The following is a 22740-nucleotide window of genomic DNA, read 5'->3' as shown; positions in this document are numbered from 1 at the left end:
CGCTGAGGCAGCGCCGGGCATTGCCTGGCGCTGCCGTCAGCGCAGGGCTAGTCGGCGCGGGTCAGCTTGCCCGGGCTCCAGCGATACACCCAGGCATGCTGACCTTCCGGCGGGCAGGCCACCTTGCCTCGCACGCACAGCTTCGAACTGCGGGTGCTGTTGAAGGTCACGCGGATGCGGTCACCGTCCATGGTGATCGTTTCCATTTCGCCGGGGATATGCACGCTGGCGTCATCGGCGTAGCCCGAGGCGCGGATCAACGCGTAGGTTTCGTCGTCATAGGCGGATTTGCCGGGTGACGTGGCCTGGCCCCGTGCATCGCCTTCGGCCAGCGGGGTCATCACCACCAGCTCGTTGAGCTGCATCGCGCTGCCGGTCTGGGTCGCGGTGTAGAGATAGACGATCTCCGGGCGGCCGTCGCCATCGAGGTCGGCATTGCCGGCCCACAGCGGGCGGTAGTCGTACTGGCTGTCGGTGCCCGGGTGCAGGCGCAGCGATGCCTCGGCGGTGCGGCGTGCCTTGTCGTAGCTCATCGGCTCGTTCGGCGCCTCGACCTTGGCATCGGCCGGCGTTGCATCCTGGGCCAGCAGCGGTGCCGCCACCGTCAATGCCATGGCCGCCACCAGCGCGCGCAGGCCAGTGGCCTGCCAGTGCTTCCGCTCGTACATCCGTGTTCCTTGATCAATGAATCTGCGGGCTCGGATCATCGCACAGGCGGGCCGGCAAGCGGCGTACTGTCGGCATGCAGTTCCATCGCGCGCATGACGATGGGCTTGGCCCAGTCCGGGGTGTGCAGCAGCTCCACCACCGACACCGGATACTGCAGACCCTGGCGATCCAGCGCCAGCACCGGCAAGGGGGCAACACGTCCATAGCGATCGGCCGGCGCGCTGTTGTCATATACATGCAGTTCGGCCAGGTGCGGCATCAATGCCAACAGGTTCTCGCGTGCGGAATCGAAGCGTGCGCGGATCTTGTCCTGCGGGATGTCGTGGCCACCGGCGGCAACGCGGGCCGCCACGCGAGCAACATGCAGTTCGACGGTGGCCAACCCGCAGAACCAGATCGCCACGTCATGCTGGCTGCAGGCCTCGCGCAACAGGCGCGGAATGGTGTTGCCACCCAGGGTGGTTTCAAAGGCGAAGTCACTGCCGTCGGCGATCGCCTGGCGCAGCCGTCGTGCACCCTCCTGCCACGCTTCAGCGTTGGCGTCGGCCAACGGCCAGCCCGCCTCCACCAGGCGCCGGGTGAAGCTGTCCGGGTTGTACCAACCCAGGCCGTCGGCCTCCAGCCAGGTACCGAGCAGCGAACTCTTGCCGGCGCCGTTGACGCCGGCCAACGCCAGGATCCGCCCCATGATTCAGAGCGGACGGCCGAGCGCGACCTTGTGGCCGCGGCGGATCGGCTTGCCCATCACCTTGCCCAGCCCATCACCCTGCTGCAGCCCGGCCAGCGCCTGGTCGAACTCGCTGCGCAGGCGCGACAGCACGTCGCTGCGCTCCTCGCTGTCGCTGCCGCTGGCCCTGGCCAACAGCTCCTGGTAGGTCTTGATGTCCACGATCACCGCCTCGGGGTGATTGTGGTTGGTGATGACCAGCGCCTGCTTCTCGCGCACGGTACGCATCAGGCTGGGCCAGCCACGGGTCTTGACCGAGGATGCCGGGGCCTTGTCGAGGCCGGGCAAGTCGAGCGGGAGGGTCATGGCACGGCTCCAGCGGAAGGATATGTGGCCACTATACCCAATTTGGCCAAATTGGGGATTAATGGACTTCCCCCCCTTTGCGCCCCGCCCGACGGCTCAGAACGCGCGTTCCCATTTCAGGCTCAGCAGACTGCGGTCGTGGCTGTACAGCCAGTCCACGTTGCTGTCGATGCGTGCGTAACGCAGGCTCAGGCTGGGGACCAGCCCAGCCACGGCCAGGCGCTCGCTGCGCACGATGGCGATCAGGTTCTGCTCGCTGTCCTGCCGACGCGCCTCCAGCAACGGGCTCCAGGCATCGTAGTCACGCTCACGCAGCGAGACGAACACCGTGGCCGTGGTGCCGCTCCACTGGCGCGCTGCGCCCAGGCGCAGGCCGCGCTGCCGATAGCCATTGGCGGGATCGGCGGCGCTGCTGTCACTCAGGTCGACCCCGGCAAACACCGTCCAGCGCGGGTTGAGCGCGCGGAACCAGGTGGCATAGATCGCCGCCAGTTCACCGTCGTAGTTGCTGGCCACGCCCTGCTGTCGATAGCGCTGGCGTTTCCAGTCGGCTTCCAGTTTCAGCAGGCTGCGCGCATCTGCGGCGAACTGCCATTCGCCATGCATGCCGGCACCGCCCTGCAGCGCGTGGTTGCCGAGTCCCTGGTAATCGTAGCTGGGCGCCAGCAGCAAGGTATGCCGTGCGCTGCGCCAGCTGTAGCCGGCCTGCACGCTGGCATTGAGTTCGTTGTAGTCGCTGTGCCCACGCCATGCCTGGCCGAACGCCAGCCCGCGCAGGTACAGCCCATGGTGGCCGGCCAACGGCAGGCGTCGTTCCAGGCTGGCGTCGTAGTCCAGGCCGAACGCTGCCTGTGCATCGGGCAACCGGCGTTCGATGAAGCAGGTGGTGCCGTCACCAAACAGGCAGGTGCGGCTGGCCGAACTGCGGTTGACGTTGTCGCTCCAGGCGGGGCCGGCGGCGATGCCACCCTTCCAGCGCTGGCGTGCATGCAGGGCCTGCAGGTACCCGTCCACCCGCGTACGCACGCCCGCCGTTGCAGGGTCGCCGCCATCGATGCCGGCTGCGATCGCCTCGAACAGGGCGATGGCATCGCGGTCGCGCTGGTCTTCGGCATACACACGCGCCAGTTCCAGCCGCGCCGGCAGGAAGTCCGGCTGCGCGGCGAGCACGGCCTCGTATTCAGCCGCGGCCTTGCCGTGCTGGCCACCCACGCGCGCCAGCGCACCCTGCGCGTAGTGGCGCAGCAGCGGATCGTTGCCAGGCAGCACGATGTACTCGGCAAGGAAGGCGGCCGCGGCCTGCCATTGCTGGTGCTGCAGCGCGAGATAGAGCGCCTGGCCGAGGTCGTCGACAGTGCGCTCCACGCGGTACTGCTGGCCGTCGAGGGTGATGGTCGGTCGCTCGTGTTCGGCCTGGCGCAGGCGCTGCTGGTCCTGCTGTTGATGACGCAGCTCGCTGCCCTGCTCGAGCACACGGCGCAGGTCATCCTGCTGCGCGTGGGCAACGTTGAGCGGCCAGACCAGCAGCAGGACGACAAGAAAGAGAAGGTGGCGCATGTTCGATCCGGTTGAAGCACTATCGCGGGCCGAAGCAGGGACTGGCGGATCGCGGCTTGTCCCTGCCCTGCCCCGTCAGGGGCGTGGCGATCAGTTCTTGCTGCCGCCGAAGGCGGTGTCGTACTGGCTGTTGCCGGCGAAGGTGGCGATGCCGGCCAGGGTGGCGGCGTTGGCACCGAAGAACTGGCCCTGGGTGCTGCCCGACACCGAGCCGTTGGCCACGGCCGTGCCTGCGAAGGACGCATTGGCGCTGTTGATGGCAGCGTTGACGCCCACGGTCAGGCCGCCACCGGCGATCTGGCCGCGCAGGGTGCCGGCACCGAAGTCGGCGCGGAACGCACCGGTCAGCAGGTTGCTGCCGTTGAACTTGTTCAGGCCCGCCACGCTGTAGGTGGCCACGCCTGCCGGCAACGTGGTGCCTGCACGGTCACCAGCGAAATAGACCTGGCGGTTGTTGAAGCCACCGGCGGTGCCATCCTTGGACCATTCACCAAACCAGACATCGCCGCTGCCCACCTTGACGAAGTTGAAGTGGCCCATGCCGGCGTGATTGCCCGGGGTGCCGGTGATCGGCATGGCCAGGGTGCGCACGGTGGTGCCGTTGACGGTGGTGGGTGCCGAATAGGCGCTCAGGCCCTGGAAGTCCACGCGGGTGCCACCGGACACGGTGCCGACGCCGATGCCGGCCTTGCCAGCGACGTGCGGGCCACCGTTGACCTGCGATTCGCCGACGTTGACGTTCAACTGCGGATCGGTGACGGCGCTGGCGGCGCCGACGATATCGGCAGCGTGGGCGGCACCGGCCAGGGCCAGGGTGGCGGCCACGGTGAGCAGGGAGCGGGAGAACATTTTCATGGAAAAACTCCTTGGATTGAGGGAACTACAGGTACAACGCTTGAATTGGTGAGGCGTCAGAAGCGCGCGGTGACTGCGAGCTTGAGGGTGCGACCGGGCGCCGGCAGCGTGGAGCGCGTGGCCGGGTCGACGTAGTAGCGGTTGCCGAGATTGCTGCCGACCAGTTCGACGCTGGCGTGGTCGTTGAAGCGCCAGCGCGCATAGGCATCCACCGTGGTGATGTTTCCCCAGGTGAACGGCACGTTCTGCCACAGCAGGCTGCTACCGCCGGCCAGCAAGCGGTCGCGGTAGGCCTGCAGGTCCGGGTTGTGGTGACGCCGGTAGTGCACGATGCGGCTGCCCAGTTCCAGCCGCTCGTCGAACAGGCGGGTGCCCAGCGACAGGTTCACCGACAGCTTCGGCACGGCCTGGGTCAGCAAGTAACCACCGATGAAGCCATCCTGCACGCAGTTGGGCACCAGGCCACGGTTGGCATCCAGCTGCACTGCGGTGCTTTCGTCGCACACTTTGTTTTCAAGGGTGCGGGCGATGCCCAGGTCGCTGAAGAAGCGACGGTTGTCGAAGCGCGCCTGCAGCTCAATGCCGCGCAGGGTCTGCTTGTCGATGTTGTCGAACAGGAAATACGCATCGCGCTCGATCACATCGCGGGTTTTCTGTACGTAGTAGCTGAGCTTTACGTCCGCATCGGCGGTGCCGTCGAACAGCGCAGAGAGGTTGTGCACATAACCCAGCTCGTAGTTGTAAGCGTGTTCGGGCTTGAGCGGATACAGCGGATTGAGGCTGCTGGAAAACGCGATGGTGCTTTCGAACATGCTGGGGAAGCGCTTGACCTCGGTGTAGCGGGCATACAGGCGCGCAGCAGGCGAGAAATGCACGGTGGCCGCGAACGTGGGCAGCCAGGCATGGTCGCGGCGGCGGCTGTTGTGCGCCTGCACGGCCTGCCCCTGCACGGCGTTCTGCACCCGGCAGGTCTGGTCGGTACCGAGCACCATCGGCAGCAACCCGGGGATGGCGGCCACCTGGCCGTTGAGGCACGGGTTGCTGGCTCGCGTGTAATTGCCATCGGCATCCGCTGCCCAGGCGATGCTGTGCTCCACCGGCACCGGCGTTTCGTACTTGCTCAGCAGGTTCTTCAGCAGGTCGTCGACCAGCGAGCCCATGCCGATGCTTTCCCAGAACTCACGCTCCGATTCGATCGCATCGATCTCTCCCTGCAGGCTGGCGGGGCGTGGTGGCAGCTCATTGACCCTGTAGCGCGCCTCCTTGCTGCTGACACTGCGGGTCAGCAGCTCCGGATGCGCCTGCAGGAAGTCGTCGAACGCCCAGTAGCGGCTGTAGCGCACACCGGCGTTGAGGGTAAGGAACTCGACCGGCCGCCATTCCAGGCTCAGGTAGCCCTCGCCTTCCTGGCGCCGACCGGCGCGTGGGTACATGCGCCAGCCGTCGGTTACGCCGAAGTACGGATCGCCCGAGCGCAGTGTTTCGTACTGCCAGTTGCCACCCACGGTCAGGTCAAGCGTGGAATGCAGGCCGAAGCGGTTGCTCAGGGTCAGCCCGGTACGGTCGTTGCGGGCATTGGCCAGGGCGGTGTTGCGCAGGATCGGACTGCGGCTGGAATCCCAATCGGGGTTGCCCGAGGCGAAGTTGGGGAAGCCACCAGCGGTGTAGGTATCGCTGTTGGTTTCAGTTCGCCACAGGTTGGCGCGCAGGTCGAGCCAACGACTGCCGGCCGGCTGCCAGCGGTATTCCAGGTTCCAGGCATCGGAATCAACCCGGCTGAGCGGCCACTGGATGCGCCCGTAATCCGGTGCGGACAGGATGCGCGAGGGCATGATCTCGCCATAGTGCGAAAGCGTGTGCCGCCAGGTGGCCTTGAGCTGCTGGTCGTCGGTGATCTGCCAGGTGGCCTTCAGCAGCCACGACTCCTGTTCGCTGGACGTGTTGGGCACTTCATCACCCGGCTTGAAGTAGCGCGCCAGCGTGGTGATGTAGTCGATGCCCTGGTATTCGTACTGCTCGCGCGGGTCCTGGTCGTAGTACGCACTGCCCTTGCTGCCGGAGAAATAGTTGCCGCGCTTGCGCCACGCGTAGGCGCCCATCACGTCCACCCGCTCACCGCGCCAGCCCAGCGCCAGGCGCCAGGCCTGGTCATCGCCATCGAACGGGTTGTCACCACTGCGCGATTTCACTGGCACCACCAGGGTGCGGTCAGCATAGGGCGAGGCCGGCGATGACTGCGGAAACCCCTCCACCGTGCGGTAGTCCTCGCCGGTGTGCAGCCGTGGCAGGCGCGGCGAGACCGCATTGCTGCTGCCTTCGATCTTCAGCTCCCCGCCGAAGCGCTCGCCGGCCGGCACGATGTCGTCGACGTCGAGGGTCTTGATGACCATCGCTCCGCCGATACCGCTGTGTACATCGCGCACCAACGCTGGCCCCTTGATGACCTGGATGCCACCAATCAGGTTGGGATCGATGTAGTTGCGGTTGCTGACGCCGTTGTAGCCCCGCCATACGGTCAGTGCCTGCTCGCCGCCGTCGATGCTGACCGGCACCCGCCCCGGCCCCTGGATGCCGCGGATGTTGAGGTCCAGCGCGCCGCTGTTGCGGGCGTCGCCGCTGAACACACCGACCAGGTCCTTGACCACGTCGGCCGGGTTGGCGCCGCGATAGCGCTCCACCCGGTCGCGACCGGAATAGGCCGTGCTCAGGTCGAGCGCGAACACGTCGTCGTATCCCCAACGATCACGTGTTTCGCCGCCGTCGGCCTGCAGGCGCCCGCCCACCTTCAGCGTGTCGGTGACCACCACCCCGCCGCCATCGGCGGTGGCCTGCAGGGTCCAGGTACCGCCCGGCTCCTGCTGCGCGCGCAGGCCACTGCCCTGCAGCAACTGGCCCAGTGCCTCGGCCGGGCTGTACTGGCCCTGCACTGCGCGCGAGCGCCGCCCTTCCACCAGATCGCTGCGGAACACCACCTGCACCTGCGACTGGCGACCGAAGCTGCGCACTGCGTCGGCCAGGGCTTGTTCGGGGATGGCATACGCGCGCACGGAGGCGGTAGCGGCCTGGGCGCGGGCGGTCGGCGCCCAAGCGAAGGGAACCAGTGCCGTGGCGATGGCCAGGGCGAGGATGGTGGCGCGGCGATGACGGGCGGATGCCGGGAACGGCATGAACGGTGACTCCTCAAGGTGGCGGGACCGTGCGCACTTCGGGTGCACGCGGCTCGGTTGGCTTGAGAAGAAACGCGGTTTCGCTCTGGCTATACCACTAGAGACAAGGTGGGATCGGATCTGCCCACGGTTTTTTTCGTTGATCGACAGATCATCCACGCATGGCGTGGATCTACCATGCCCCCGAGTAGATCCACGCCATGCGTGGATGAACACGAATCACGCCAGTAGATCCACGCCATGCGTGGATGAACCCACCCGCTACCCCGGTGGCATCACCACACCAACAACGCGCCGCCCGGCAAGCGCTGGCTGCGCAGACCGGCCTGCTGGGCCACTGCGGCAATCGCCGCATCCGGCTGCTGCAGGTGGAACAACCCACTCACCGCCACCTGCGCGCCCTGACCGTGCAGAACCCAGACCGGCGCACGCCGATAGCGGGCAAGGCGCTCGATCGCCTGTTGCGCAGGCAGATCATCAATGACGATCTCGCCGCGTCGCCACGGTGCGATGGCCTCCACATCGGCCAGCTGCAACGGCTGCAGCCAACGGCCATCACGGAACGCGCGTGCCTGCCCCGCCTGCAGCCGCTGCGCGGCGACATGACCCGGCCTGATCTCCACTTCGCCCTGGCTGACCTCGGTGGTCACCACGGCATCCTGCAGTGCAACGCTGAACGCCGTGCCGATGTCACGGATCTCGCCACCGCCGGCCTCCACCCGGAACGGTCGTGCTTCGTGCGCCACCTGGAACCAGGCCCTGCCACGCAGCAACTGCAGGCGGCGCTGGCCGGCGCTGAAATCAAGCGCCAGCGCACTGCCTGCATCCAATATGGCAGTACTGCCATCCTGCAGCTGCACCGTGCGCGGCGCGTTGTCGCTGCGCACATCGCTGCGGACCAGCAGCCACGCGTGCGGCGCCACCGTCATCGAAAGCAGCAGCACCGCCGCACTGGCCAGCAGCCAAGGCAGCCGACGCCGCGGCTGCAGCGGCCGCAGCGCGGGTTCGGCGGTCAGCTCCGGAAGCGCAGCCAGGACATCCGGGCCGGCGGCATCCAGGCCTTGCCAGAAGGCCTGTTGCTGGCGCCAGGCATCGGCATGCCGGGGATCGGCCTGCAGCCAGCGTTGCAGGGCGCGTTGCTGGCGCTCCGGCAACCGGCCCGCATTGCACCGTATCACCCAGCGCAACGCCTGCCTGGCCTGACGCGGCGAGGGTATGGACGTAGTCATGATTGTGGCCTGCGGCACCACCAACGGGTGCGCCTTACAGTTGAGACAACGGCGAGCGGCATCTGCCCACGGCACATGCCGGTCATGCGCGGCTTCCCCGCTGGTGCTGCTGGATGAGCAGGGCCGCGCGCAGCACGTACTTGCCCACCACGCTCTTGGAAATACCCAGGCGCTCGGCGATCTCGCGTTCGCTCAGCCCCAGGTAGCGGTTGAGCACGAAGCACTCGCGCACCTGCGGCGGCAGCGCCAGGATGGTCTGGCTGATCTCGCGCAGCTGGGCCTGGTCCAGCGCCTGCGCCTGGCCATCAGTGCTGGCATCGGCCAGGTCGCTGGCGTACTCCGCCATCGCCCGCCGTTCGCGTGCGTCGGCCTGGCTGCGATTGAGCGCGTGGTGGTAGGCCATGCGGTACAGGTACCCGCGCGGTTCCAGGATCGGCGGATCGCCGGGCACGCTGCTGGCCTTCAGATAAAGGTTCTGCAGGGTGTCCTCGGTACTGGCCGGGTCGAGGTAGCGGGCAATGAAGCGGGACAACGCACGGCGCTCGCGGATCAACAGCTCGATCAGCGCCAGGGCATTGGGAGACATAAGTGCCAAGGCCGGACCGGGGAATGATGGGCGTGATGGCGACGGTCCGGACCGGGAGTGTAGGCGGCAACCGCCGATCCTGCACCCCCGGTCATCCGCCACGCTGCACGCACGGCATGGATCTACGGCTCTTCCAGCGCCTCGAAACGCTCGGCCAGATAGTCGATCAACGCGCGTACCGCCGGCAGCAGGCCGCGCCGCGACGGGAACACCGCATGCACGATGCCGTGCCTGGGCTGCCACTGCGGCAGGATCGGCACCAGCGCGCCGCTGGCCAGTTCGTCGGTGATCATCATCCGCGGCAGCATCAGCACGCCGACACCTGCCACCGCCGCACTGCGCAGGGCGATCATGTCATCACTGACCAGCCGCGGGCGGTGGTGCACGCTGGCCTGCACCTGCTCAGGCCCGGCGTATTCCCAGGCATGCACCTGGGCGGGCGATGCCAGGTCCACGGTCGGCATCATCGCCAGATCAGCCGGCACTTTCGGCGTACCCATGCGCTTGAGCAAGGCCGGGCTGGCAGCGGTGCACCAGATGCGGCGGGCCAGCACACGCACCACCAGATCGCTGTCCTCCAGCGGTGGCGGGCGCACGCGGATGGCCACATCCACGCCCTCGCCCACCACGTCCACGCGCCGGTTGGTGGCATCCAGCTGCAGGATCACCTGCGGATGCAGGGCCAGGAAGTCAGCCAGCATGGCGCCAATGCGCGCGTGCAGCAGTGCGATCGGACAGGCCAGCCGCAGGGTGCCCCGTGGCTCGGCACGCGACAGCGCGATGGCCTCCTCGGCCGCTTCGGCCTCCACCAGCATCGCCTTGCAGTGCCGGTAGTAGTCCTGGCCGATCTCGGTGACCGAGAAGCGGCGGGTGGAACGTTGGATCAGGCGGACACCCAGCCGTTCCTCCAGCAGGGCGATGCGGCGGCTGAGCTTGGACTTGGGCATCGCCAGCGCGCGCCCGGCCTGCGAGAAGCCGCCATGCTCGACCACCATGGCGAAGTAGAACAGGTCGTTCAGATCGCAGCGGCGGATGTCGGCGATGAACACGGGACGATCTCCTGCGGCCCTTGCCGGGCCTGCATCGTTCACGAAATAGGACTATGACGGCAAATTCTGCCGACTACCGGGGCCATTGTCACGTCGATATCGTCTCCGCAACGAAAAACAGCGACCGGTTGCCCCGGTCAGGAGATCGCCATGAAGCGTGTCACCGGTACCTACAGCGCCCCCCGCCCGCACTGGGTGGGCGACGGCTTCCCCGCCCGCTCGATGTTCTCCTACAACACCCACGGCCAGCACCTGAGCCCGTTCCTGCTGCTGGACTACGCCGGGCCGTACAGTTTCCCGCCCAGCGAGACCCCGCGCGGGGTCGGCCAGCATCCGCATCGCGGCTTCGAGACGGTCACCATCGTCTACGAAGGCGAGGTGGCCCACCGCGACTCGACCGGTGCCGGCGGCACCATCGGCCCGGGTGACGTGCAGTGGATGACCGCTGCCTCCGGCATCCTCCATGAAGAATTCCACACGCCGGAGTTCAGCAAGCGCGGCGGCACCCTGGACATGGTGCAGCTGTGGGTGAACCTGCCGGCCAAGGACAAGATGGGCGCACCGGGCTACCAGACCCTGCTCGATGCGCAGATTCCTTCAGTGGCCTTGCCCGACGGTGCCAGCCGCGTACGCGTCATCGCCGGGACATTCGATGGCCATGCCGGCCCGGCCCGCACGCATACCCCGATGGACGTGTGGGACATCCGCCTGCTGCAGGGCCAGCACGCCGAGCTGCCGGTGGCCAACGGCCGCACCCTGGCGCTGGTGGTGTTGAAGGGCACGGTGCGGATCAACGGTGGCCAGGCGGTCGGCGAAGCACAGCTGGTGACCTTCGACCGCAGCGGCGAAGACGTGTTCATCGACGCCGACAGCGACGCCACCGTACTGCTGCTCAGCGGCGAACCCATCGACGAGCCGGTGGTGGGCTATGGCCCGTTCGTGATGAACACCCAGGCCGAGATCAGCCAGGCCGTCAGCGATTTCAACGGCGGCCGCTTCGGCCAGATCGCGCACTGATCCACTGCATTGCGGCGGGCAACCACCCGCCGCATTCCGGGCCTTCGCCCCCTCCCCAGGAGACTGACCATGAGTGCCCCCGCCAACTTCAACGGCGCCCGCCCGGTGATCGACCCGGACAACGCCGCGATGCTGCTGATCGACCACCAGAGTGGCCTGTTCCAGACCATCGGTGACATGCCGTTCACTTCAGTACGCGCGCACGCCACCGCCCTGGCGAAGATGGCCACGCTGGCGAAGATGCCGGTGATCACCACCGCGTCGGTACCGCAGGGGCCGAACGGCCCGCTGATCCCGGAGATCCATGACGCCGCACCGCATGCGCAATACGTAGCGCGACGCGGCGAGATCAACGCCTGGGACAACCCCGAATTCGTCGCCGCGGTGAAGGCCACCGGCCGCAGCCAGCTGATCATTGCCGGCACCATCACCAGCGTCTGCATGGCCTTCCCCTCGATTGCCGCCGTCGCCGACGGCTACCAGGTGTTCGCTGTGGTCGATGCCTCCGGCACCTATTCGAAGATGGCCGAGGAAATCACCCTGGCGCGCGTGGTGCAGGCCGGTGTGGTGCCGATGGATACCGCTGCGGTCGCCTCGGAAATCCAGCGCACCTGGAACCGCGAGGACGCCCAGCACTGGGCCGCGATCTACACGCAGATCTTCCCCAACTACCAGCTGCTGATCGAGAGCTACCAGAAAGCGCAGGACGTGCAGAGGAACCACGAGCAGCTGGATTCGCAGCGTAGCTGAGCCGCTGCATCCACGGCGATTTCCGCCTGCCGGCACGCCGCCGGCACCACCGCAAGCCAACCCCGACCAGGACACCCCCATGGCCAGCGAACCGATCCGTGACCCCGTCAGCGACCACCTGCTGACCCCGCAGAATTCCGCCTTCATCATCATCGACTACCAGCCGGTACAGGTGAACTCCATCGCCTCGATGGACCGCCAGCTGCTGGTCAACAACATCGTCGGCACTGCCAAGGCGGCGGTCGCCTACGGCCTGCCGATCGTGCATTCGACCGTGAACGTGCAGACCGGCCTGAACAAGCCGCCGATCGCGCAGCTGCGCAAGGTGCTGGGCGACTACCCGACCTACGACCGCACCACCATCAACTCCTGGGAAGATGTCGAGTTCCGCAAGGCGGTGGAGGCCACCGGCCGCAGGAAACTGATCATGACCGCGCTGTGGACCGAAGCCTGCCTGACCTTCCCCGCGCTGGATGCGCTGAAGGAAGGCTATGAGGTCTACGTGGTGGTCGACGCGGTGGGCGGCACGTCGCTGGCCGCGCATGATGCCGCGCTGCGCCGCATCGAACAGGCCGGCGGCCAGTTGATCAGCGTGACGCAGCTGTTCTGCGAACTGCAGCGCGACTGGGTACGGGCGGAGACCGTGCCGGCCTTCATGAATCTCTTCATCGAAACCGGTGGCACGGCCGGCATCCAGTTCTCGTACGATCATACCGAGTGATTCCTTGGCGGCTCCGGCTCCGGCTGGCGCCGCCTTTTCCTGCAACCGAGCATGGCTCGGCCCTACCACCGGGAATTCCCATGGCCTACGCACGCATTGTTTCGACCGCCGACAACTACCTGCACCACATCAGCAACGGCCATTTCGATGTCGCGGCCGATGAACCCGCTTCGCTCGGCGGCCAGGGCAAGGGCTTCGCCCCGTTCGACCTGTACCTGGCCTCGCTGGCCGCGTGTACCGCCATCACCCTGCGCATGTACGCGCAGCGCAAGGGCTGGGAGCTGGGCGAGTTCCACGCCGAGCTGCGTTCCGAACGTGATGCGGATGGACGCTTCCATGTGCACCGCGTGCTGCATGCCACCGCCGAGCTGAGCGATGCGCAGTGGCAGCGCTTGCTGGAGGTGGTGGAAAAGACCCCGGTGACGCTGGTGATGCGCGAAGGTGCACGGATCACCAGCGAGCGCGGGGCTGCTGCCTGATCGCCGGGCATGGCCCGGCGCTACCGGAGGAGCCTGGCGCCATCAGGTAGCGCCGGGCCATGCCCCGCGGCCCTGGTTTCAACGCCGCGAATGCAGCACGGTTCGCTGGCGCATGGCGTTGAACTCCTGTTCGACCTGCTGGATGTCTTCGACCTGGAAGCCGGCGGCATCGAGCAGCTGATCGGCCGCGGCGGCAGCCAGCGGATCATCCTCGCGCTGGCGCCAGCAGCGTGCCGGCAGGAAATAGCCGACCTCGCTGCGCCCGCGCATGATGACGACCGGCCGCCCCGCATACAGCAGGAATTCGGCCAGGTGCTGGCGCAACCCCTCCACCGAGACATAGGCCGGCCCGATGCCCAGTGCCTGCGCGGCGGGCTCGGAACTCTCGAACAGTTTGCGACGGCTCATCCACTCCTCCTTTGTGCAACGCGTGGTCTCCTTTCCTAGACGGGCGCATTGCCGCACCCCCGCCACACGTGTCGTGACTGCGATCACGCTGTCCGATCAGAAACCGGTATTGAACTCCAGCTGGAACACATCGATCGACAACGGCGGGCCCGACACTTCCTTGGCCGCCATCCACTTGCCGCTGATCCAGCTGCGCGCGTCCAGCGCATAGGCGCCGCCCACGTAGTAGCCGCGCGCATTGGTGCCGCCCAGGTGGAAGTTCGGATCGTTGTAGGCATCGGGCAGTGCATCGGCCTCGATCCGCTTGTAGCCCAGCAGGGCCTGCCACTGCCCCTTCTCCTTCAGTTCGGTGGCGCCGATGGTGGCTTGCAGCATCCAGGCGGTGTCGCCACTGCGGAAGGTGTCGATGCTGGCACTGCCACCGGCACCGTAGTTGTTGACGATGCCGTTGTTGGCCCGCGCGAACATGGCCTGCTTGTCATAGGCCAGGTTGCGGATGTAGTCCGCATCCAGGCGCATGCCGATGTCCTGCGCAAGCTGTGTATCCCAGCGCAGGTTGAAGGTCGCAAGGCGGAAGGCAGAAGCCAGGCCCACGTACTGCGGCGTGGGCGTGTTGGCCGGATCCAACGGGTTGCGGGCGATGTCGCGGATCAGCATCAGGGTGTTGCCCTTCTGCATGAACGCCGGCCGCGACCAGTCGGTATCGCAACCGACCGCGCCGGCGTACAGCGCGCAGGGAGACGACAGGCGACCACTGATGTTCTTGAAATCGTAGTAGCCCAGCGCCGCACGCAGGCTGTTGTCATCGTTGAAGCGCCAGTTCACCCCCACCTGCGCACCGGACAGCCACTTGTTCTCGTTGGGCGTCTTCACCCGGCTCTGGCTGGGCGCGCTGTCGGAAGTGTACTCCAACGGCACCACCGCCAGGTTGCCGAACAGGCCGACGTCCTCGGCGAGGTCGTAGCTGAGATTGGCCGCCAGGCCGTCGAAGTTCAGATCGTTGGAGAACAGCGTGTCGCTGGTCCAGAACGGATTGCCGAAGCGTCCGCCGCGCACCGTCACCCAGTCGGCCGGGCTGTAGGCCAGCCATGCCTGGTCCAGCCACACGTCCTTCTTGCCCAGGCCACCGCCAAGCTGTTCGGTGGTGGACACCGGCCCGTTGCTGCTGCCGCTGGCCAGGCGCACGCCTGCGGTGGTGTGCTGGCCGATCGTCGCTTCGATGCCCAGCCGTGCGCGGATGCGCCACAGATTGCGGCGGTCCTGGCGGGTGTTGAGCAGCGGCGGCAGCTGCAGGTTGGTGTTGTTGTTGGTATCGAAGCCGTTGCCGGCGTTCACCGAGGCCCAGTTGGTCTCGATGTCACTGTTGCGCTCGGAGTAGAAGCGCGATTCGCTGCGCACACGCATGTCACCGCTGACCTTGATGCGCTTGGTCCACTCGGCCACCTCGTTCGGCGCGGCCCAGCCCTCGGCTTTGGCCTGCGCCATCACGTCCTGGCGTACCTCATCACGGATGCCATCGCGCACGCTCTGCGGCACGTACGGCACACGTACGTCGCCGGCTTCCAGCGCCACGCCGCCGCTGCTGGCTGTGCTGACCGCGGTGCCGCGTTGCGCAGCCGCCGCTTCTGCTTCGGCCTGCACCAACAGGGCCTGGCCGTCTTCGGGCTTGAGCGCGCCGCTGGCGATCAGCCCCTTGATCAACTTGACCATGGTGGTTTCGGCAGCCATCGCACCGGCCGGCGCGGCCAGGCTGAGCAGTACGGCGCAGCACAGCAACGCCCGTCGGGCCGGCCGTGGGCGGCGGGATGCGGTTCGAGCGCGGTCGTGGTCGTTCATCACGGTTCTCATCGAAAGAAGGGAAATCACGGAAGTCATCGGTCAGGCGCCGGGACGGCGCCCCTGGATCAGCACGCGCGCGGGGAAATCCAGCGACGCCGGTGGCATCTGGTCGACCTTGCCGATCTGTCGCAGTGCTTCAAGCACGGCCACGTCGGCCTCTTCGTTGCCGCTGCCACGCACCAGCTCGACCTTCTCCAGCCGGCCATCGGGCGCCAGCCAGACATTCACCTGCAGCTGGAACGCCAGGCGCTTGACCCGCGCATCGCGCGAAATCGCCTGCTGCATCAGATAGCCCAGGTAGCGGCCATAGCTGGCGTTGCCGGCACCGCCGCGGCCAACGCCGGACGAGCCACCGCCGCTGCCCGACTGGATGCCGAAGTTGTCTCCACCGGCCTGTGCATCAGCGTCCATGGTCACCGGGTCGGCGTTGTCCGGCGTCGGCGTCGGTTCTTCGGCCGGCGTTCGCTGTTCCAGCGGCTCCGGCTCGGGCACGGTCTCTTCCGGCGGCGTCTCCGGCTCAGGCGGCTTTTCCGGTGGTGGTGGTGGAGGCGGCGGCGGTGGTGGCAACGCCAGCATCGGCGGCTGCACCACCGGCCGGCGGGTGCTGGCGGTGTCCTTGAACAGCAGCCACCACACGGCAACACCCAGTACCAGCAGCGCCGCCAGCACCAGCGCGATCGTCACCAGCAACTGGCGTCCGCGCGTACCGGGCTCCTGCAGGGGTGGTCGATGACCGGCCATGCCTCAGCCCTGCGCCTTGCCGGTGACCAGGCCGACCTGGGCCAGCTCCAGCCGGCGCAGCAGATCCAGCACCTCGACCACGCGCGCGTACTGCACCTGCGCATCACCGCGCACGATCACCGGGAAATCCGGCGAGGTTGCCCGTTCGGTACGCAGGCGGTCCTCCAGCTCGGTCATCGTCACCGGGTAGGCATCCAGGAACACCTGGCCACTGGGATCGATGGTGATCGCCTTGGTCTTGGGCTTCTCCAGTGCGGTGCTGTTGCTGGCCTTCGGCAGGTTGACCTCGATGCCGGGAATGGAGGCGTTGCTGGTCAGGATGAAGATCACCAACACCACCAGCAGCACGTCGACGAAGGGCGTCACGTTGATGCCCTTCTCGCGCTTCTTGATGCCGAACTTCGCCTTGTAGCCCATGGCCGGCCCCTCAGCCCTGGACCACGGCCGGGCCGCGCCCGTCCTGCTCTTCGGCCAGGCGTGCGGCGAACTCGTCGATGAACACCGCCATGTCGGCGCCGATCGCTTCGGCGCGTGCTCCCAGCCAGTTGTAGCCGAACAGCGCAGGAATCGCGACGCCCAGGCCGGCGGCGGTACACAGCAGCGCTGCCGCCATGCCCGGGGCCACCGAGTTGATGTCCACCGCACCGGCCATCGCCGCCACCACGAACACCAGCATGATGCCGATCACGGTGCCGAACAGACCGACATACGGTGCGCCCTCGATGGTGGTCGACAGCCAGTTCATGCGCCTCGCCATCGCTTCCTGTTCGCGCACCATCACCGCATCCATCGACGCGCGGATGGCGGCGATGGTGGCCGCACTCAGGTAGCCGGAGTTGCCATCGCGCTGATGACGCTGCTGCATCTCATCGATGGCCACCTGGTAGATACGCCACAGCGAGCCGTCGTGCATCGCCGTCGGTACCTTGCCCTGCCGGTCCATCTCGGACAACGTGCGCAGCGGCACGCCGGAGAGCTTGCTGAAGCTCTCGGTGAACACCGCATTGGCCTTGCTGGTGCGGCCGAAATGACGGCTCTTGGCGATCATGATCGCCCACGACAACAGCATCATCAGGCCGAGGATGGCGACCACCACCCAGGCATCGAACGGCATCGCCTTGAGGATGAAGGCGAAGTGGCTCTGCCCGGCCGACTGCTCGTCGGCGCCGTAGCTGATCAGGCGCGAATCGGCGCCCTGCGCGGTGGCATCTGCCAGCAGCAGCGCCGCCGGGCGTGCTACGCGTGAGATGCGCAGTTCATCCAGCGCGCCATCGAAGTTGGCCAGCGGTTGCGCCGCGCCCGGCGCATCGGCACCCACTACCGCTGCGGTGGTCAGTGCCGGCAGCTCACCACTGAGCTGGGCCACCACGCGACCGTTCAGATACAGCTGCAGCGACCCCTTCTCGGCGGTAACCGCAACATGCGCCCACTGCCCTTCCGGAATCGGCTGCGCCGGCGTGCTGCGTTGACCGTTGAGCTGCACGAACGGCACCCGGTTGTCGATGCCCACCACCAGCTCTGCGCTGCCATCGCGCCGGGCGTAGATCGCCTGCGCGGTGGTCAGCGCGCCCGGTTTGATCCAGGCAGAAACAGTGAGCGGCGCACCCGCTTCCTGTGCCAGCGAAGCACTGGCCGGCAGCGGCAGTGGACCAGCGCCCAGCTGCACGCCACGCCCGATCACCGTGCTTTCCGCCGCAGGCACTACCGCACCGGCCGTGTTGCCGTAGGCCGTGGTATCACGCGCCGGCGCATTGGCTTCGGCAAAGTGGTAGACCAGCGTGTAGTCCGGATCGAACACCTGCTGGCCGTTGCCGCTGGCTGGTGCCTTCGCATTGCCGTAGTACATCCAGATCGTCTGCGGCGCGCTGGCGGTCAGTGCCGGAACGTCCACCCAGACCAGGGCCAGGCCCAGGTTCGGGTCGAACTGCTCGATCTGATGGGCCAGCACCGTACGCCCGTCGGCAGAAACGAAACGCAGGTCGTTGCCACCCTCCTGGGTGCCATCAAAACCGAAGTTGCCGGTATGCAGGCGCAGCAGCAGCGGCGTACGCCCGGGGTTGCCGGCCAACCCCGCGCCCTGTGGGCCTGCATCGACGGTGATCGGCTTGCGGTACTTCCATTCGGCCTGCCACCAGTTGGCATCGGCCGCGGCCGCGGGCAGCGCGATCAGCGCAGCCAACAGCAGCAACATTCGGGAAAGCAGACGGTCCATGCAAAAGGTCTCCAGAGAACGCATCTCAAGGGAAGGGTCAGTAGCTGGTGCTGATGTTGAAATGCAGCCGCGGGTCGTCCTTGCGCGTAACCGGGCCATCGGCGTAGGGCCAGGCGTAGTCCAGGCGCAGCTGCAGGTGTTCGCCCAGGCGCAGCTGCGCGCCCAGCCCGACCGACGCCAGGTTGTACTTGTCGCGCTGTTCCGGCAGCGGCTGACGCAGGCGCAGGTAGGCCGCGTCGGCGAAGCTGTACAGCCGCAGGTCGGTACCGCTCCACAGCGACCACGCCGGGGTGCGCCATTCCAGGTTGGCCAGGCCACCGTAGTCGCCGATCGCTTCGGCCGACAGGTAGCCGCGCACGGTGTACATGCCGCCGGCGGCGAACTGTTCGGCCGAGACCAGCGGTGCATCGGTCGCCTGCAGCGAGCCACGCGCATACCACTGCCAGTCGTTGCCGAAGGTGTGCGTGTTGGAGACATCGGCCTTGAACTCCACGAAACTCGGATCGGCCCAGTAGCGCTTCTGACCGAAATCGGTGGCGTTGCTGCCGTAACCGAACAGACGCCGGGTTCCCGCCACCAGCTGCGTGTTGATGCTCAGCTGATCGTGCTCGCCCTGGCGCACGCCGACGAAGGCCAGCGTGACCGGTGCGTACTTCAAGGGCGTCTTCAGGCTGTCCTTGCCCATCTGCGTGTCTTCTTCGGTGTCCTTGAAGTCCACGCCGAGGCTGAGCTGGCGCCACCAAGCGCTGCTGCCCGGCAGGCGGTAGTTGAGCTTGAGACCAATGGAATGACCGTTGCCGATCACGTTGGTGCCGGTGCCCGTGCCTGCGCCGCCTTGTCCGCCGGCATTGAGTACGCGGCTGTCGGACGTGTAGCCCGATGCCTCAAGACTCCACGGCGTGCCCTCGAAGGGAACGGTGTAGGAGGCGGAGAACACCTTTGCCTGGTGGGTGTCTTCCGGCGCGATGAACACGCCGATGCTCGCACTGTGGCCGCGCCGCCACAGGTTGTCGTGGGCCAGCGATGCACTCAGGCGCAGCTTCTCGGTATCGGCGCTGTGGTCGTTGTTGAGCGCCGCACTGGCACGCCAGGGCGACTTCTCTTCCACCTGCAGGTCCACATCCATGGTGCCCGGCACCTGGCCTTCGCGCACCAATGGCATCACCTGGCGGCGGCCCCCTTCGTTCAGCGCCGTCAGTTCCTTCTGTGCCTGGTCGAAATCGGGCACGCGCCCTTCAGCCAACGACGGCACCCGCTCGCGGATGCGCTCGGGTGAGTCATGGCGGGCACCGACCACGCGCAGCTGGCCAATGGGCGTCTGCTGCACCTTCAGCAGCACCACGCCCGCGTTGACCTGCTGCTCGGGCAGCTCCACATAGACCGATTGGTAGCCGGCCTGCTGGTACAGCGCGTTGACTGCATCGCGCGCCTTCTCGACATCGGCGAGCGTTTTGCCGGGGCCGAGGAACGGTTCGACCGCGCGTTCGATCTGGCGCGCATCGAGCACGGTGTTGCCGCGCACGATGTACTCGTTGATGTTCACCGTGGGCGCTGGCGCGGCGTCCTGCGCGAACGCTGGAGACGGCAGCGACGCCAGGGCCAGCAGCAAGGGATGCAGGCGCAGCGGAAGGCGAACGGCACGGCACGGAACGGGAGTCATCGAAGGCATCGCGTCGTATCGAAGGGAATGGCCAGGGAGCGGCGCGTGGGTCTACCAACAGGACGTGCAGGCCGCGTCAAAACCGCCAACAGTTTTGTGACAGCACTGTCATCTGTTGACGATGCTGAAACAGGCGCAGGCGGACACTTCGCCTGGCACACGTCTTCATTGCAAAGCGCTTGCTGCCTCGGGTGATTCAGGATGCACACCACTCTGCTTACGCCAAACCGCCCTGCCCTCTGCCTGACGTTGGTTCTGGCTCTGGCTTCGCCCTGGGCGCGGGCCGACCAGGCTGCCAAACAGGCAGATGCAGCGCCATGCATCGAAGTACAGGTCAATGGCGAGCGCATCCCCGCCTGGGACTGCCTGCAACGCAAGCTGGCGCCGGCAGAGAACAACGCCCTCCATCCCAATCTTCCCGAGGCCGAGCGCTTGATGCGCAAGCCCGGCAACCAGTTGCTGCAGTACAACCTGGAGGGCACGCGGCAGCGCATGGGCGATGCGTTCGGGCGTTCGGTGGTGCCGCAGCGTCCAGCGCGCTGAGCCGTGTTCAGTGCCGCCCCAGCGCGGCGGGAACGATGCCATCGGTGGGCAGCGGCGGCAGTTCGGGCACGGGCAGCGAGCGCGGCTGGCCTGCCTGTTGCAGTTCAACCGCGTTCGCGCTGATTGCTGCCAGGACCGTGGATGGGCCGAGACGCTGGCCCGGTGCATAGGCCTGGGCAGGCGCACCATCCACCGACAGCAGCGCCAGCGGCGCCTGCTGCCCGGCCATTACGCCCAGCACGGTCACGTCGGTCTGTACTGCACCTGGCGAAAGCAGCCGCACCAGCGGTGCGCTCGCAGCGTCGTCGAAGGCCGGGGCAGCGGGTACGGCGACCTGCACTGTGGCGGTGCCAATGCGAACCGGCGCCATGAACAGGGCCATGCCCCAGTATCCCGCCACGGTCAGCAGCAGCATGGCCGCCAGCAGGGTCAACGTGCGATTGCGATCCCAACGCCTGCCGTCCATGTTCCGCACCTTCGCCAGGTTCCTGTGCGGCCACGCTAGCAGCTGACGCTGACGCTTTTGTTTCATCATCCGCGCCTACGCTGGCAGGTATCGGCAAGGACGGGAGGCGATGTCCGATGCAACGCAGACCACGCGGTTTCACCCTGATTGAACTGATGGTGGTGCTGGTCATCATCGGCATCTGCACGGCGGGTATCGGCCTCGGCCTGGGCAGCCTGCTCGACCCCGCGCGGCAGCTGCGCCAGGAATCGGAGCGGCTGGCGCAGCGCCTGCAGGTCGCTCGCGATGAAGCGCGCATTGATGGTCGGCCGATCCGCTGGCAGGCCACTGCAGAGGGTTACCGCTTCAGCCGCCGCGACAGCCAGGGCTGGGTCGAGCTGCGGCGTGATGACCTGCTGCGCCCCCAGCAGTGGCAGACCCGTGGCATCACCGTGCAACCCACGGCTGCCATCGAGCTGAGCCCCGAATGGATTGGTGTGCCGTGGGAGCTGGCGTTGTCGCTGGACGGTCGTCGACTGCGTCTTCGTGATGATGGCAGCGGACAATTGCAGGTCCTGCAGTGAAACGGCAGCAACACGGATTCACCCTGATTGAGGTGCTGATCGCGTTGGCCATCGTGGCCATCGCATTGGCGGCGGTGATGCGCTCGGTGGCGGTGGCGACCGATGACCAGTCGCGTCTGCGTGACCGTCGGCTGGCCCTGTTGTGCGCGCAGGACCGCTGGCAGGAGCTGCGTCTGTCCGCACAGCCTCCCGGCGATGCACGTCTGCTGTGCCTGCAGGGGCGCACCCGCTTCCTGGTGCAGCAGCACCTGGGCAATGGCGCCGACGGACAACCGCAGCTGGAGTTGAGCGTGGTGGCCGAAGATGCACCGAAACAATCGCTGACGCGCCTGCAGTTGCCGTGGACGGCGGCGCCATGAAACGCGCGGCGGGCGGTTTCACCCTGATCGAGGTGATGATCGCCATCACCATCATGGGCGTGCTGGCGGTGATCTGCTGGCGCGCCCTGGACAGCGTGGCCAATACGGACCAGCGCCTGCGCCAGGCCGATGCCGAGACCAGCACGGCGATGCGGGTGCTGCAGCAGTTCCAGCGCGATATCGAGATGCGCGCTGACGATGCGCTGATGAACGGCGCGGTGCGCCCGGCCGATCAACCCGCGCGGCTGCTGCCGCCGTCGTTGACCAGTGAGCGCCACCCCGATGGTGGCTTCACGCTGGAGATCACCCGCAGCGTCGGTAGTGATGGGCTGCAGTGGCAGCGCGTTCGCTGGTGGCGGCAAGGCAGCACGTTGTGGCGTGCCAGCGGTACGCCTTCCGATCATTATCCGCTGCCGGCGCCCGAGCCAACGCGCGGGTTGCTGGTGGCACGTGATGTGCAGCGCTTCGAGGTGCGGGCGTGGCAGCCAGGGGTGGGTTGGGCGATGCTGCCGAGCCAGGGCGAGGTATTGCCGGCTACCGGTCTGGAGTTGCGGTTGGGGTTGCGTGATGGGCGCGGGCCGTTGAATTACCGGCGGGTGGTGGCGCTCTGAGAGGAGCATCCACGCATGGCGTGGATCTACTGGACTGCATCCACGCATGGCGTGGATCTACTGGACTGCATCCACGCGTGGCGTGGATCTACTGAGAGGCATCCACGCATGGCGTGGATCTACCGCCCTCCTGCCGCCGGGCGCTGTCCCGCGCCCGGCGGCGCCGTGTCGGTGGTCCTCACCGCTGATGGCTGCTCCTTGCCCTCGGTGCCGTCCTGGCTGGGGC

Annotated in this window: 24 protein-coding genes; 8 read left to right on the top strand and 16 right to left on the bottom strand. The window is 67.0% G+C overall.

Annotation, left to right across the window (positions count from 1 at the left end; genetic code table 11):
- Positions 1–47 precede the first annotated feature (47 nt).
- The 9 genes from M2299_RS00585 to M2299_RS00545 all read right to left on the bottom strand — a co-directional run bounded on the left by M2299_RS00585 (position 48) and on the right by M2299_RS00545 (position 10145).
- On the bottom strand, positions 48–668 hold the full coding sequence (locus M2299_RS00585; protein WP_059064307.1) for a hypothetical protein: 621 nt from the start codon (positions 666–668) through the stop codon (positions 48–50).
- Between the two features lie 35 nt (positions 669–703).
- The gene (locus M2299_RS00580) at positions 704–1357 is read right to left on the bottom strand and encodes a hypothetical protein (protein ID WP_099842614.1); all 654 of its coding nucleotides are present in this window, start codon (positions 1355–1357) and stop codon (positions 704–706) included.
- Between the two features lie 3 nt (positions 1358–1360).
- Positions 1361–1702 carry a type II toxin-antitoxin system prevent-host-death family antitoxin gene (locus tag M2299_RS00575; RefSeq protein WP_280883639.1) on the bottom strand — a complete coding sequence of 114 codons (342 nt, stop codon included), beginning with the start codon at positions 1700–1702 and terminating at the stop codon, positions 1361–1363.
- A 96-nt stretch (positions 1703–1798) separates the two neighbouring features.
- On the bottom strand, positions 1799–3259 hold the full coding sequence (locus tag M2299_RS00570) for a porin family protein (RefSeq protein ID WP_280883638.1): 1461 nt from the start codon (positions 3257–3259) through the stop codon (positions 1799–1801).
- A gap of 90 nt (positions 3260–3349) precedes the next feature.
- Complete coding sequence (locus M2299_RS00565) at positions 3350–4114, bottom strand: Slam-dependent surface lipoprotein (protein ID WP_099784327.1); 765 nt, start codon at positions 4112–4114, stop codon at positions 3350–3352.
- A gap of 56 nt (positions 4115–4170) precedes the next feature.
- Entirely contained in the window at positions 4171–7281 is a 3111-nt protein-coding gene (locus tag M2299_RS00560; protein WP_280883637.1) for a TonB-dependent receptor, read from the bottom strand.
- Between the two features lie 275 nt (positions 7282–7556).
- Positions 7557–8510 carry a FecR domain-containing protein gene (locus tag M2299_RS00555; RefSeq protein ID WP_280883636.1) on the bottom strand — a complete coding sequence of 318 codons (954 nt, stop codon included), beginning with the start codon at positions 8508–8510 and terminating at the stop codon, positions 7557–7559.
- A gap of 82 nt (positions 8511–8592) precedes the next feature.
- Positions 8593–9096 (bottom strand): RNA polymerase sigma factor, encoded by a 504-nt coding sequence (locus M2299_RS00550; RefSeq protein WP_099784331.1) that lies wholly within the window; start codon positions 9094–9096, stop codon positions 8593–8595.
- A 122-nt stretch (positions 9097–9218) separates the two neighbouring features.
- Positions 9219–10145, bottom strand: coding sequence for a LysR family transcriptional regulator (locus tag M2299_RS00545; protein ID WP_280883635.1), 927 nt, complete (start codon positions 10143–10145; stop codon positions 9219–9221).
- Positions 10146–10295: 150 nt separating this feature from the next.
- Here M2299_RS00545 and M2299_RS00540 point away from each other — a divergent pair, with 150 nt between their 5' ends.
- From M2299_RS00540 to M2299_RS00525, 4 genes are all read left to right on the top strand, one after another.
- Positions 10296–11162, top strand: coding sequence for a pirin family protein (locus M2299_RS00540; protein WP_280883634.1), 867 nt, complete (start codon positions 10296–10298; stop codon positions 11160–11162).
- Positions 11163–11231: 69 nt separating this feature from the next.
- Positions 11232–11912, top strand: coding sequence for a hydrolase (locus tag M2299_RS00535; protein WP_280883633.1), 681 nt, complete (start codon positions 11232–11234; stop codon positions 11910–11912).
- A gap of 79 nt (positions 11913–11991) precedes the next feature.
- On the top strand, positions 11992–12633 hold the full coding sequence (locus tag M2299_RS00530; RefSeq protein ID WP_280883632.1) for a hydrolase: 642 nt from the start codon (positions 11992–11994) through the stop codon (positions 12631–12633).
- An 80-nt stretch (positions 12634–12713) separates the two neighbouring features.
- The gene (locus tag M2299_RS00525; protein WP_025874386.1) at positions 12714–13112 is read left to right on the top strand and encodes an OsmC family protein; all 399 of its coding nucleotides are present in this window, start codon (positions 12714–12716) and stop codon (positions 13110–13112) included.
- Positions 13113–13190: 78 nt separating this feature from the next.
- On the opposite strand, the gene M2299_RS00520 is transcribed toward M2299_RS00525, so the two are convergent.
- The 6 genes from M2299_RS00520 to M2299_RS00495 form a co-directional block, all read right to left on the bottom strand.
- On the bottom strand, positions 13191–13520 hold the full coding sequence (locus M2299_RS00520) for a hypothetical protein (protein ID WP_025874385.1): 330 nt from the start codon (positions 13518–13520) through the stop codon (positions 13191–13193).
- Between the two features lie 96 nt (positions 13521–13616).
- The gene (locus tag M2299_RS00515) at positions 13617–15356 is read right to left on the bottom strand and encodes a putative porin (protein ID WP_280883631.1); all 1740 of its coding nucleotides are present in this window, start codon (positions 15354–15356) and stop codon (positions 13617–13619) included.
- Positions 15357–15398: 42 nt separating this feature from the next.
- Entirely contained in the window at positions 15399–16100 is a 702-nt protein-coding gene (locus M2299_RS00510) for a cell envelope integrity protein TolA (RefSeq protein ID WP_280883630.1), read from the bottom strand.
- A gap of 3 nt (positions 16101–16103) precedes the next feature.
- Positions 16104–16517: a biopolymer transporter ExbD gene (locus M2299_RS00505; protein WP_025874382.1), complete on the bottom strand. Its 414-nt coding sequence runs from the start codon at positions 16515–16517 to the stop codon at positions 16104–16106.
- 10 nt (positions 16518–16527) lie between these two features.
- Complete coding sequence (locus tag M2299_RS00500) at positions 16528–18312, bottom strand: MotA/TolQ/ExbB proton channel family protein (protein WP_280883629.1); 1785 nt, start codon at positions 18310–18312, stop codon at positions 16528–16530.
- 37 nt (positions 18313–18349) lie between these two features.
- On the bottom strand, positions 18350–19972 hold the full coding sequence (locus M2299_RS00495; protein ID WP_280883628.1) for a ShlB/FhaC/HecB family hemolysin secretion/activation protein: 1623 nt from the start codon (positions 19970–19972) through the stop codon (positions 18350–18352).
- Between the two features lie 201 nt (positions 19973–20173).
- On the opposite strand from M2299_RS00495, the gene M2299_RS00490 reads away from it, so the two are divergent.
- On the top strand, positions 20174–20515 hold the full coding sequence (locus M2299_RS00490; protein WP_032974574.1) for a hypothetical protein: 342 nt from the start codon (positions 20174–20176) through the stop codon (positions 20513–20515).
- Between the two features lie 7 nt (positions 20516–20522).
- Here the strand turns inward: M2299_RS00490 and M2299_RS00485 are convergent, their stop codons facing one another.
- Positions 20523–20981, bottom strand: coding sequence for a general secretion pathway protein (locus M2299_RS00485; RefSeq protein WP_280883627.1), 459 nt, complete (start codon positions 20979–20981; stop codon positions 20523–20525).
- A 116-nt stretch (positions 20982–21097) separates the two neighbouring features.
- On the opposite strand from M2299_RS00485, the gene gspH reads away from it, so the two are divergent.
- The 3 genes from gspH to M2299_RS00470 are packed head-to-tail and all read left to right on the top strand — an operon-like array spanning position 21098 to position 22514.
- Positions 21098–21544, top strand: a complete 447-nt coding sequence (gene gspH, locus M2299_RS00480; protein ID WP_025874377.1) for a type II secretion system minor pseudopilin GspH — start codon at positions 21098–21100, stop codon at positions 21542–21544.
- Entirely contained in the window at positions 21541–21903 is a 363-nt protein-coding gene (gene gspI, locus M2299_RS00475; RefSeq protein ID WP_025874376.1) for a type II secretion system minor pseudopilin GspI, read from the top strand. Before gspH ends, gspI begins: the two co-directional genes overlap by 4 nt.
- A complete protein-coding gene (locus M2299_RS00470; RefSeq protein ID WP_099844321.1) occupies positions 21900–22514 on the top strand; it encodes a prepilin-type N-terminal cleavage/methylation domain-containing protein in 615 nt (204 codons plus the stop codon). The genes gspI and M2299_RS00470 overlap by 4 nt, the downstream gene beginning before the upstream one ends.
- Positions 22515–22740 lie beyond the last annotated feature (226 nt).

It is taken from the genome of Stenotrophomonas sp. 1278 (assembly GCF_029892765.1).
In the GTDB taxonomy this organism is placed as follows: Bacteria; Pseudomonadota; Gammaproteobacteria; order Xanthomonadales; family Xanthomonadaceae; genus Stenotrophomonas; species Stenotrophomonas indicatrix.
The sequence above is the reverse complement of the archived record's forward strand: the minus strand, read 5'-3'. Positions and strand labels throughout refer to the sequence as shown.

Excerpts from the sequence above, each read along its gene's own strand:
- M2299_RS00585 (WP_059064307.1), bottom strand. The coding sequence starts at position 668 with ATGTACGAGCGGAAGCACTGGCAGGCCACTGGCCTGCGCGCGCTGGTG.
- M2299_RS00580 (WP_099842614.1), bottom strand. The coding sequence starts at position 1,357 with ATGGGGCGGATCCTGGCGTTGGCCGGCGTCAACGGCGCCGGCAAGAGT.
- M2299_RS00575 (WP_280883639.1), bottom strand. The coding sequence starts at position 1,702 with ATGACCCTCCCGCTCGACTTGCCCGGCCTCGACAAGGCCCCGGCATCC.
- M2299_RS00570 (WP_280883638.1), bottom strand. The coding sequence starts at position 3,259 with ATGCGCCACCTTCTCTTTCTTGTCGTCCTGCTGCTGGTCTGGCCGCTC.
- M2299_RS00565 (WP_099784327.1), bottom strand. The coding sequence starts at position 4,114 with ATGAAAATGTTCTCCCGCTCCCTGCTCACCGTGGCCGCCACCCTGGCC.
- M2299_RS00560 (WP_280883637.1), bottom strand. The coding sequence starts at position 7,281 with ATGCCGTTCCCGGCATCCGCCCGTCATCGCCGCGCCACCATCCTCGCC.
- M2299_RS00555 (WP_280883636.1), bottom strand. The coding sequence starts at position 8,510 with ATGACTACGTCCATACCCTCGCCGCGTCAGGCCAGGCAGGCGTTGCGC.
- M2299_RS00550 (WP_099784331.1), bottom strand. The coding sequence starts at position 9,096 with ATGTCTCCCAATGCCCTGGCGCTGATCGAGCTGTTGATCCGCGAGCGC.
- M2299_RS00540 (WP_280883634.1), top strand. The coding sequence starts at position 10,296 with ATGAAGCGTGTCACCGGTACCTACAGCGCCCCCCGCCCGCACTGGGTG.
- M2299_RS00535 (WP_280883633.1), top strand. The coding sequence starts at position 11,232 with ATGAGTGCCCCCGCCAACTTCAACGGCGCCCGCCCGGTGATCGACCCG.
- M2299_RS00530 (WP_280883632.1), top strand. The coding sequence starts at position 11,992 with ATGGCCAGCGAACCGATCCGTGACCCCGTCAGCGACCACCTGCTGACC.
- M2299_RS00525 (WP_025874386.1), top strand. The coding sequence starts at position 12,714 with ATGGCCTACGCACGCATTGTTTCGACCGCCGACAACTACCTGCACCAC.
- M2299_RS00520 (WP_025874385.1), bottom strand. The coding sequence starts at position 13,520 with ATGAGCCGTCGCAAACTGTTCGAGAGTTCCGAGCCCGCCGCGCAGGCA.
- M2299_RS00515 (WP_280883631.1), bottom strand. The coding sequence starts at position 15,356 with ATGAACGACCACGACCGCGCTCGAACCGCATCCCGCCGCCCACGGCCG.
- M2299_RS00510 (WP_280883630.1), bottom strand. The coding sequence starts at position 16,100 with ATGGCCGGTCATCGACCACCCCTGCAGGAGCCCGGTACGCGCGGACGC.
- M2299_RS00505 (WP_025874382.1), bottom strand. The coding sequence starts at position 16,517 with ATGGGCTACAAGGCGAAGTTCGGCATCAAGAAGCGCGAGAAGGGCATC.
- M2299_RS00500 (WP_280883629.1), bottom strand. The coding sequence starts at position 18,312 with ATGGACCGTCTGCTTTCCCGAATGTTGCTGCTGTTGGCTGCGCTGATC.
- M2299_RS00495 (WP_280883628.1), bottom strand. The coding sequence starts at position 19,972 with ATGACTCCCGTTCCGTGCCGTGCCGTTCGCCTTCCGCTGCGCCTGCAT.
- M2299_RS00490 (WP_032974574.1), top strand. The coding sequence starts at position 20,174 with ATGCACACCACTCTGCTTACGCCAAACCGCCCTGCCCTCTGCCTGACG.
- M2299_RS00485 (WP_280883627.1), bottom strand. The coding sequence starts at position 20,981 with ATGGACGGCAGGCGTTGGGATCGCAATCGCACGTTGACCCTGCTGGCG.
- gspH (WP_025874377.1), top strand. The coding sequence starts at position 21,098 with ATGCAACGCAGACCACGCGGTTTCACCCTGATTGAACTGATGGTGGTG.
- M2299_RS00470 (WP_099844321.1), top strand. The coding sequence starts at position 21,900 with ATGAAACGCGCGGCGGGCGGTTTCACCCTGATCGAGGTGATGATCGCC.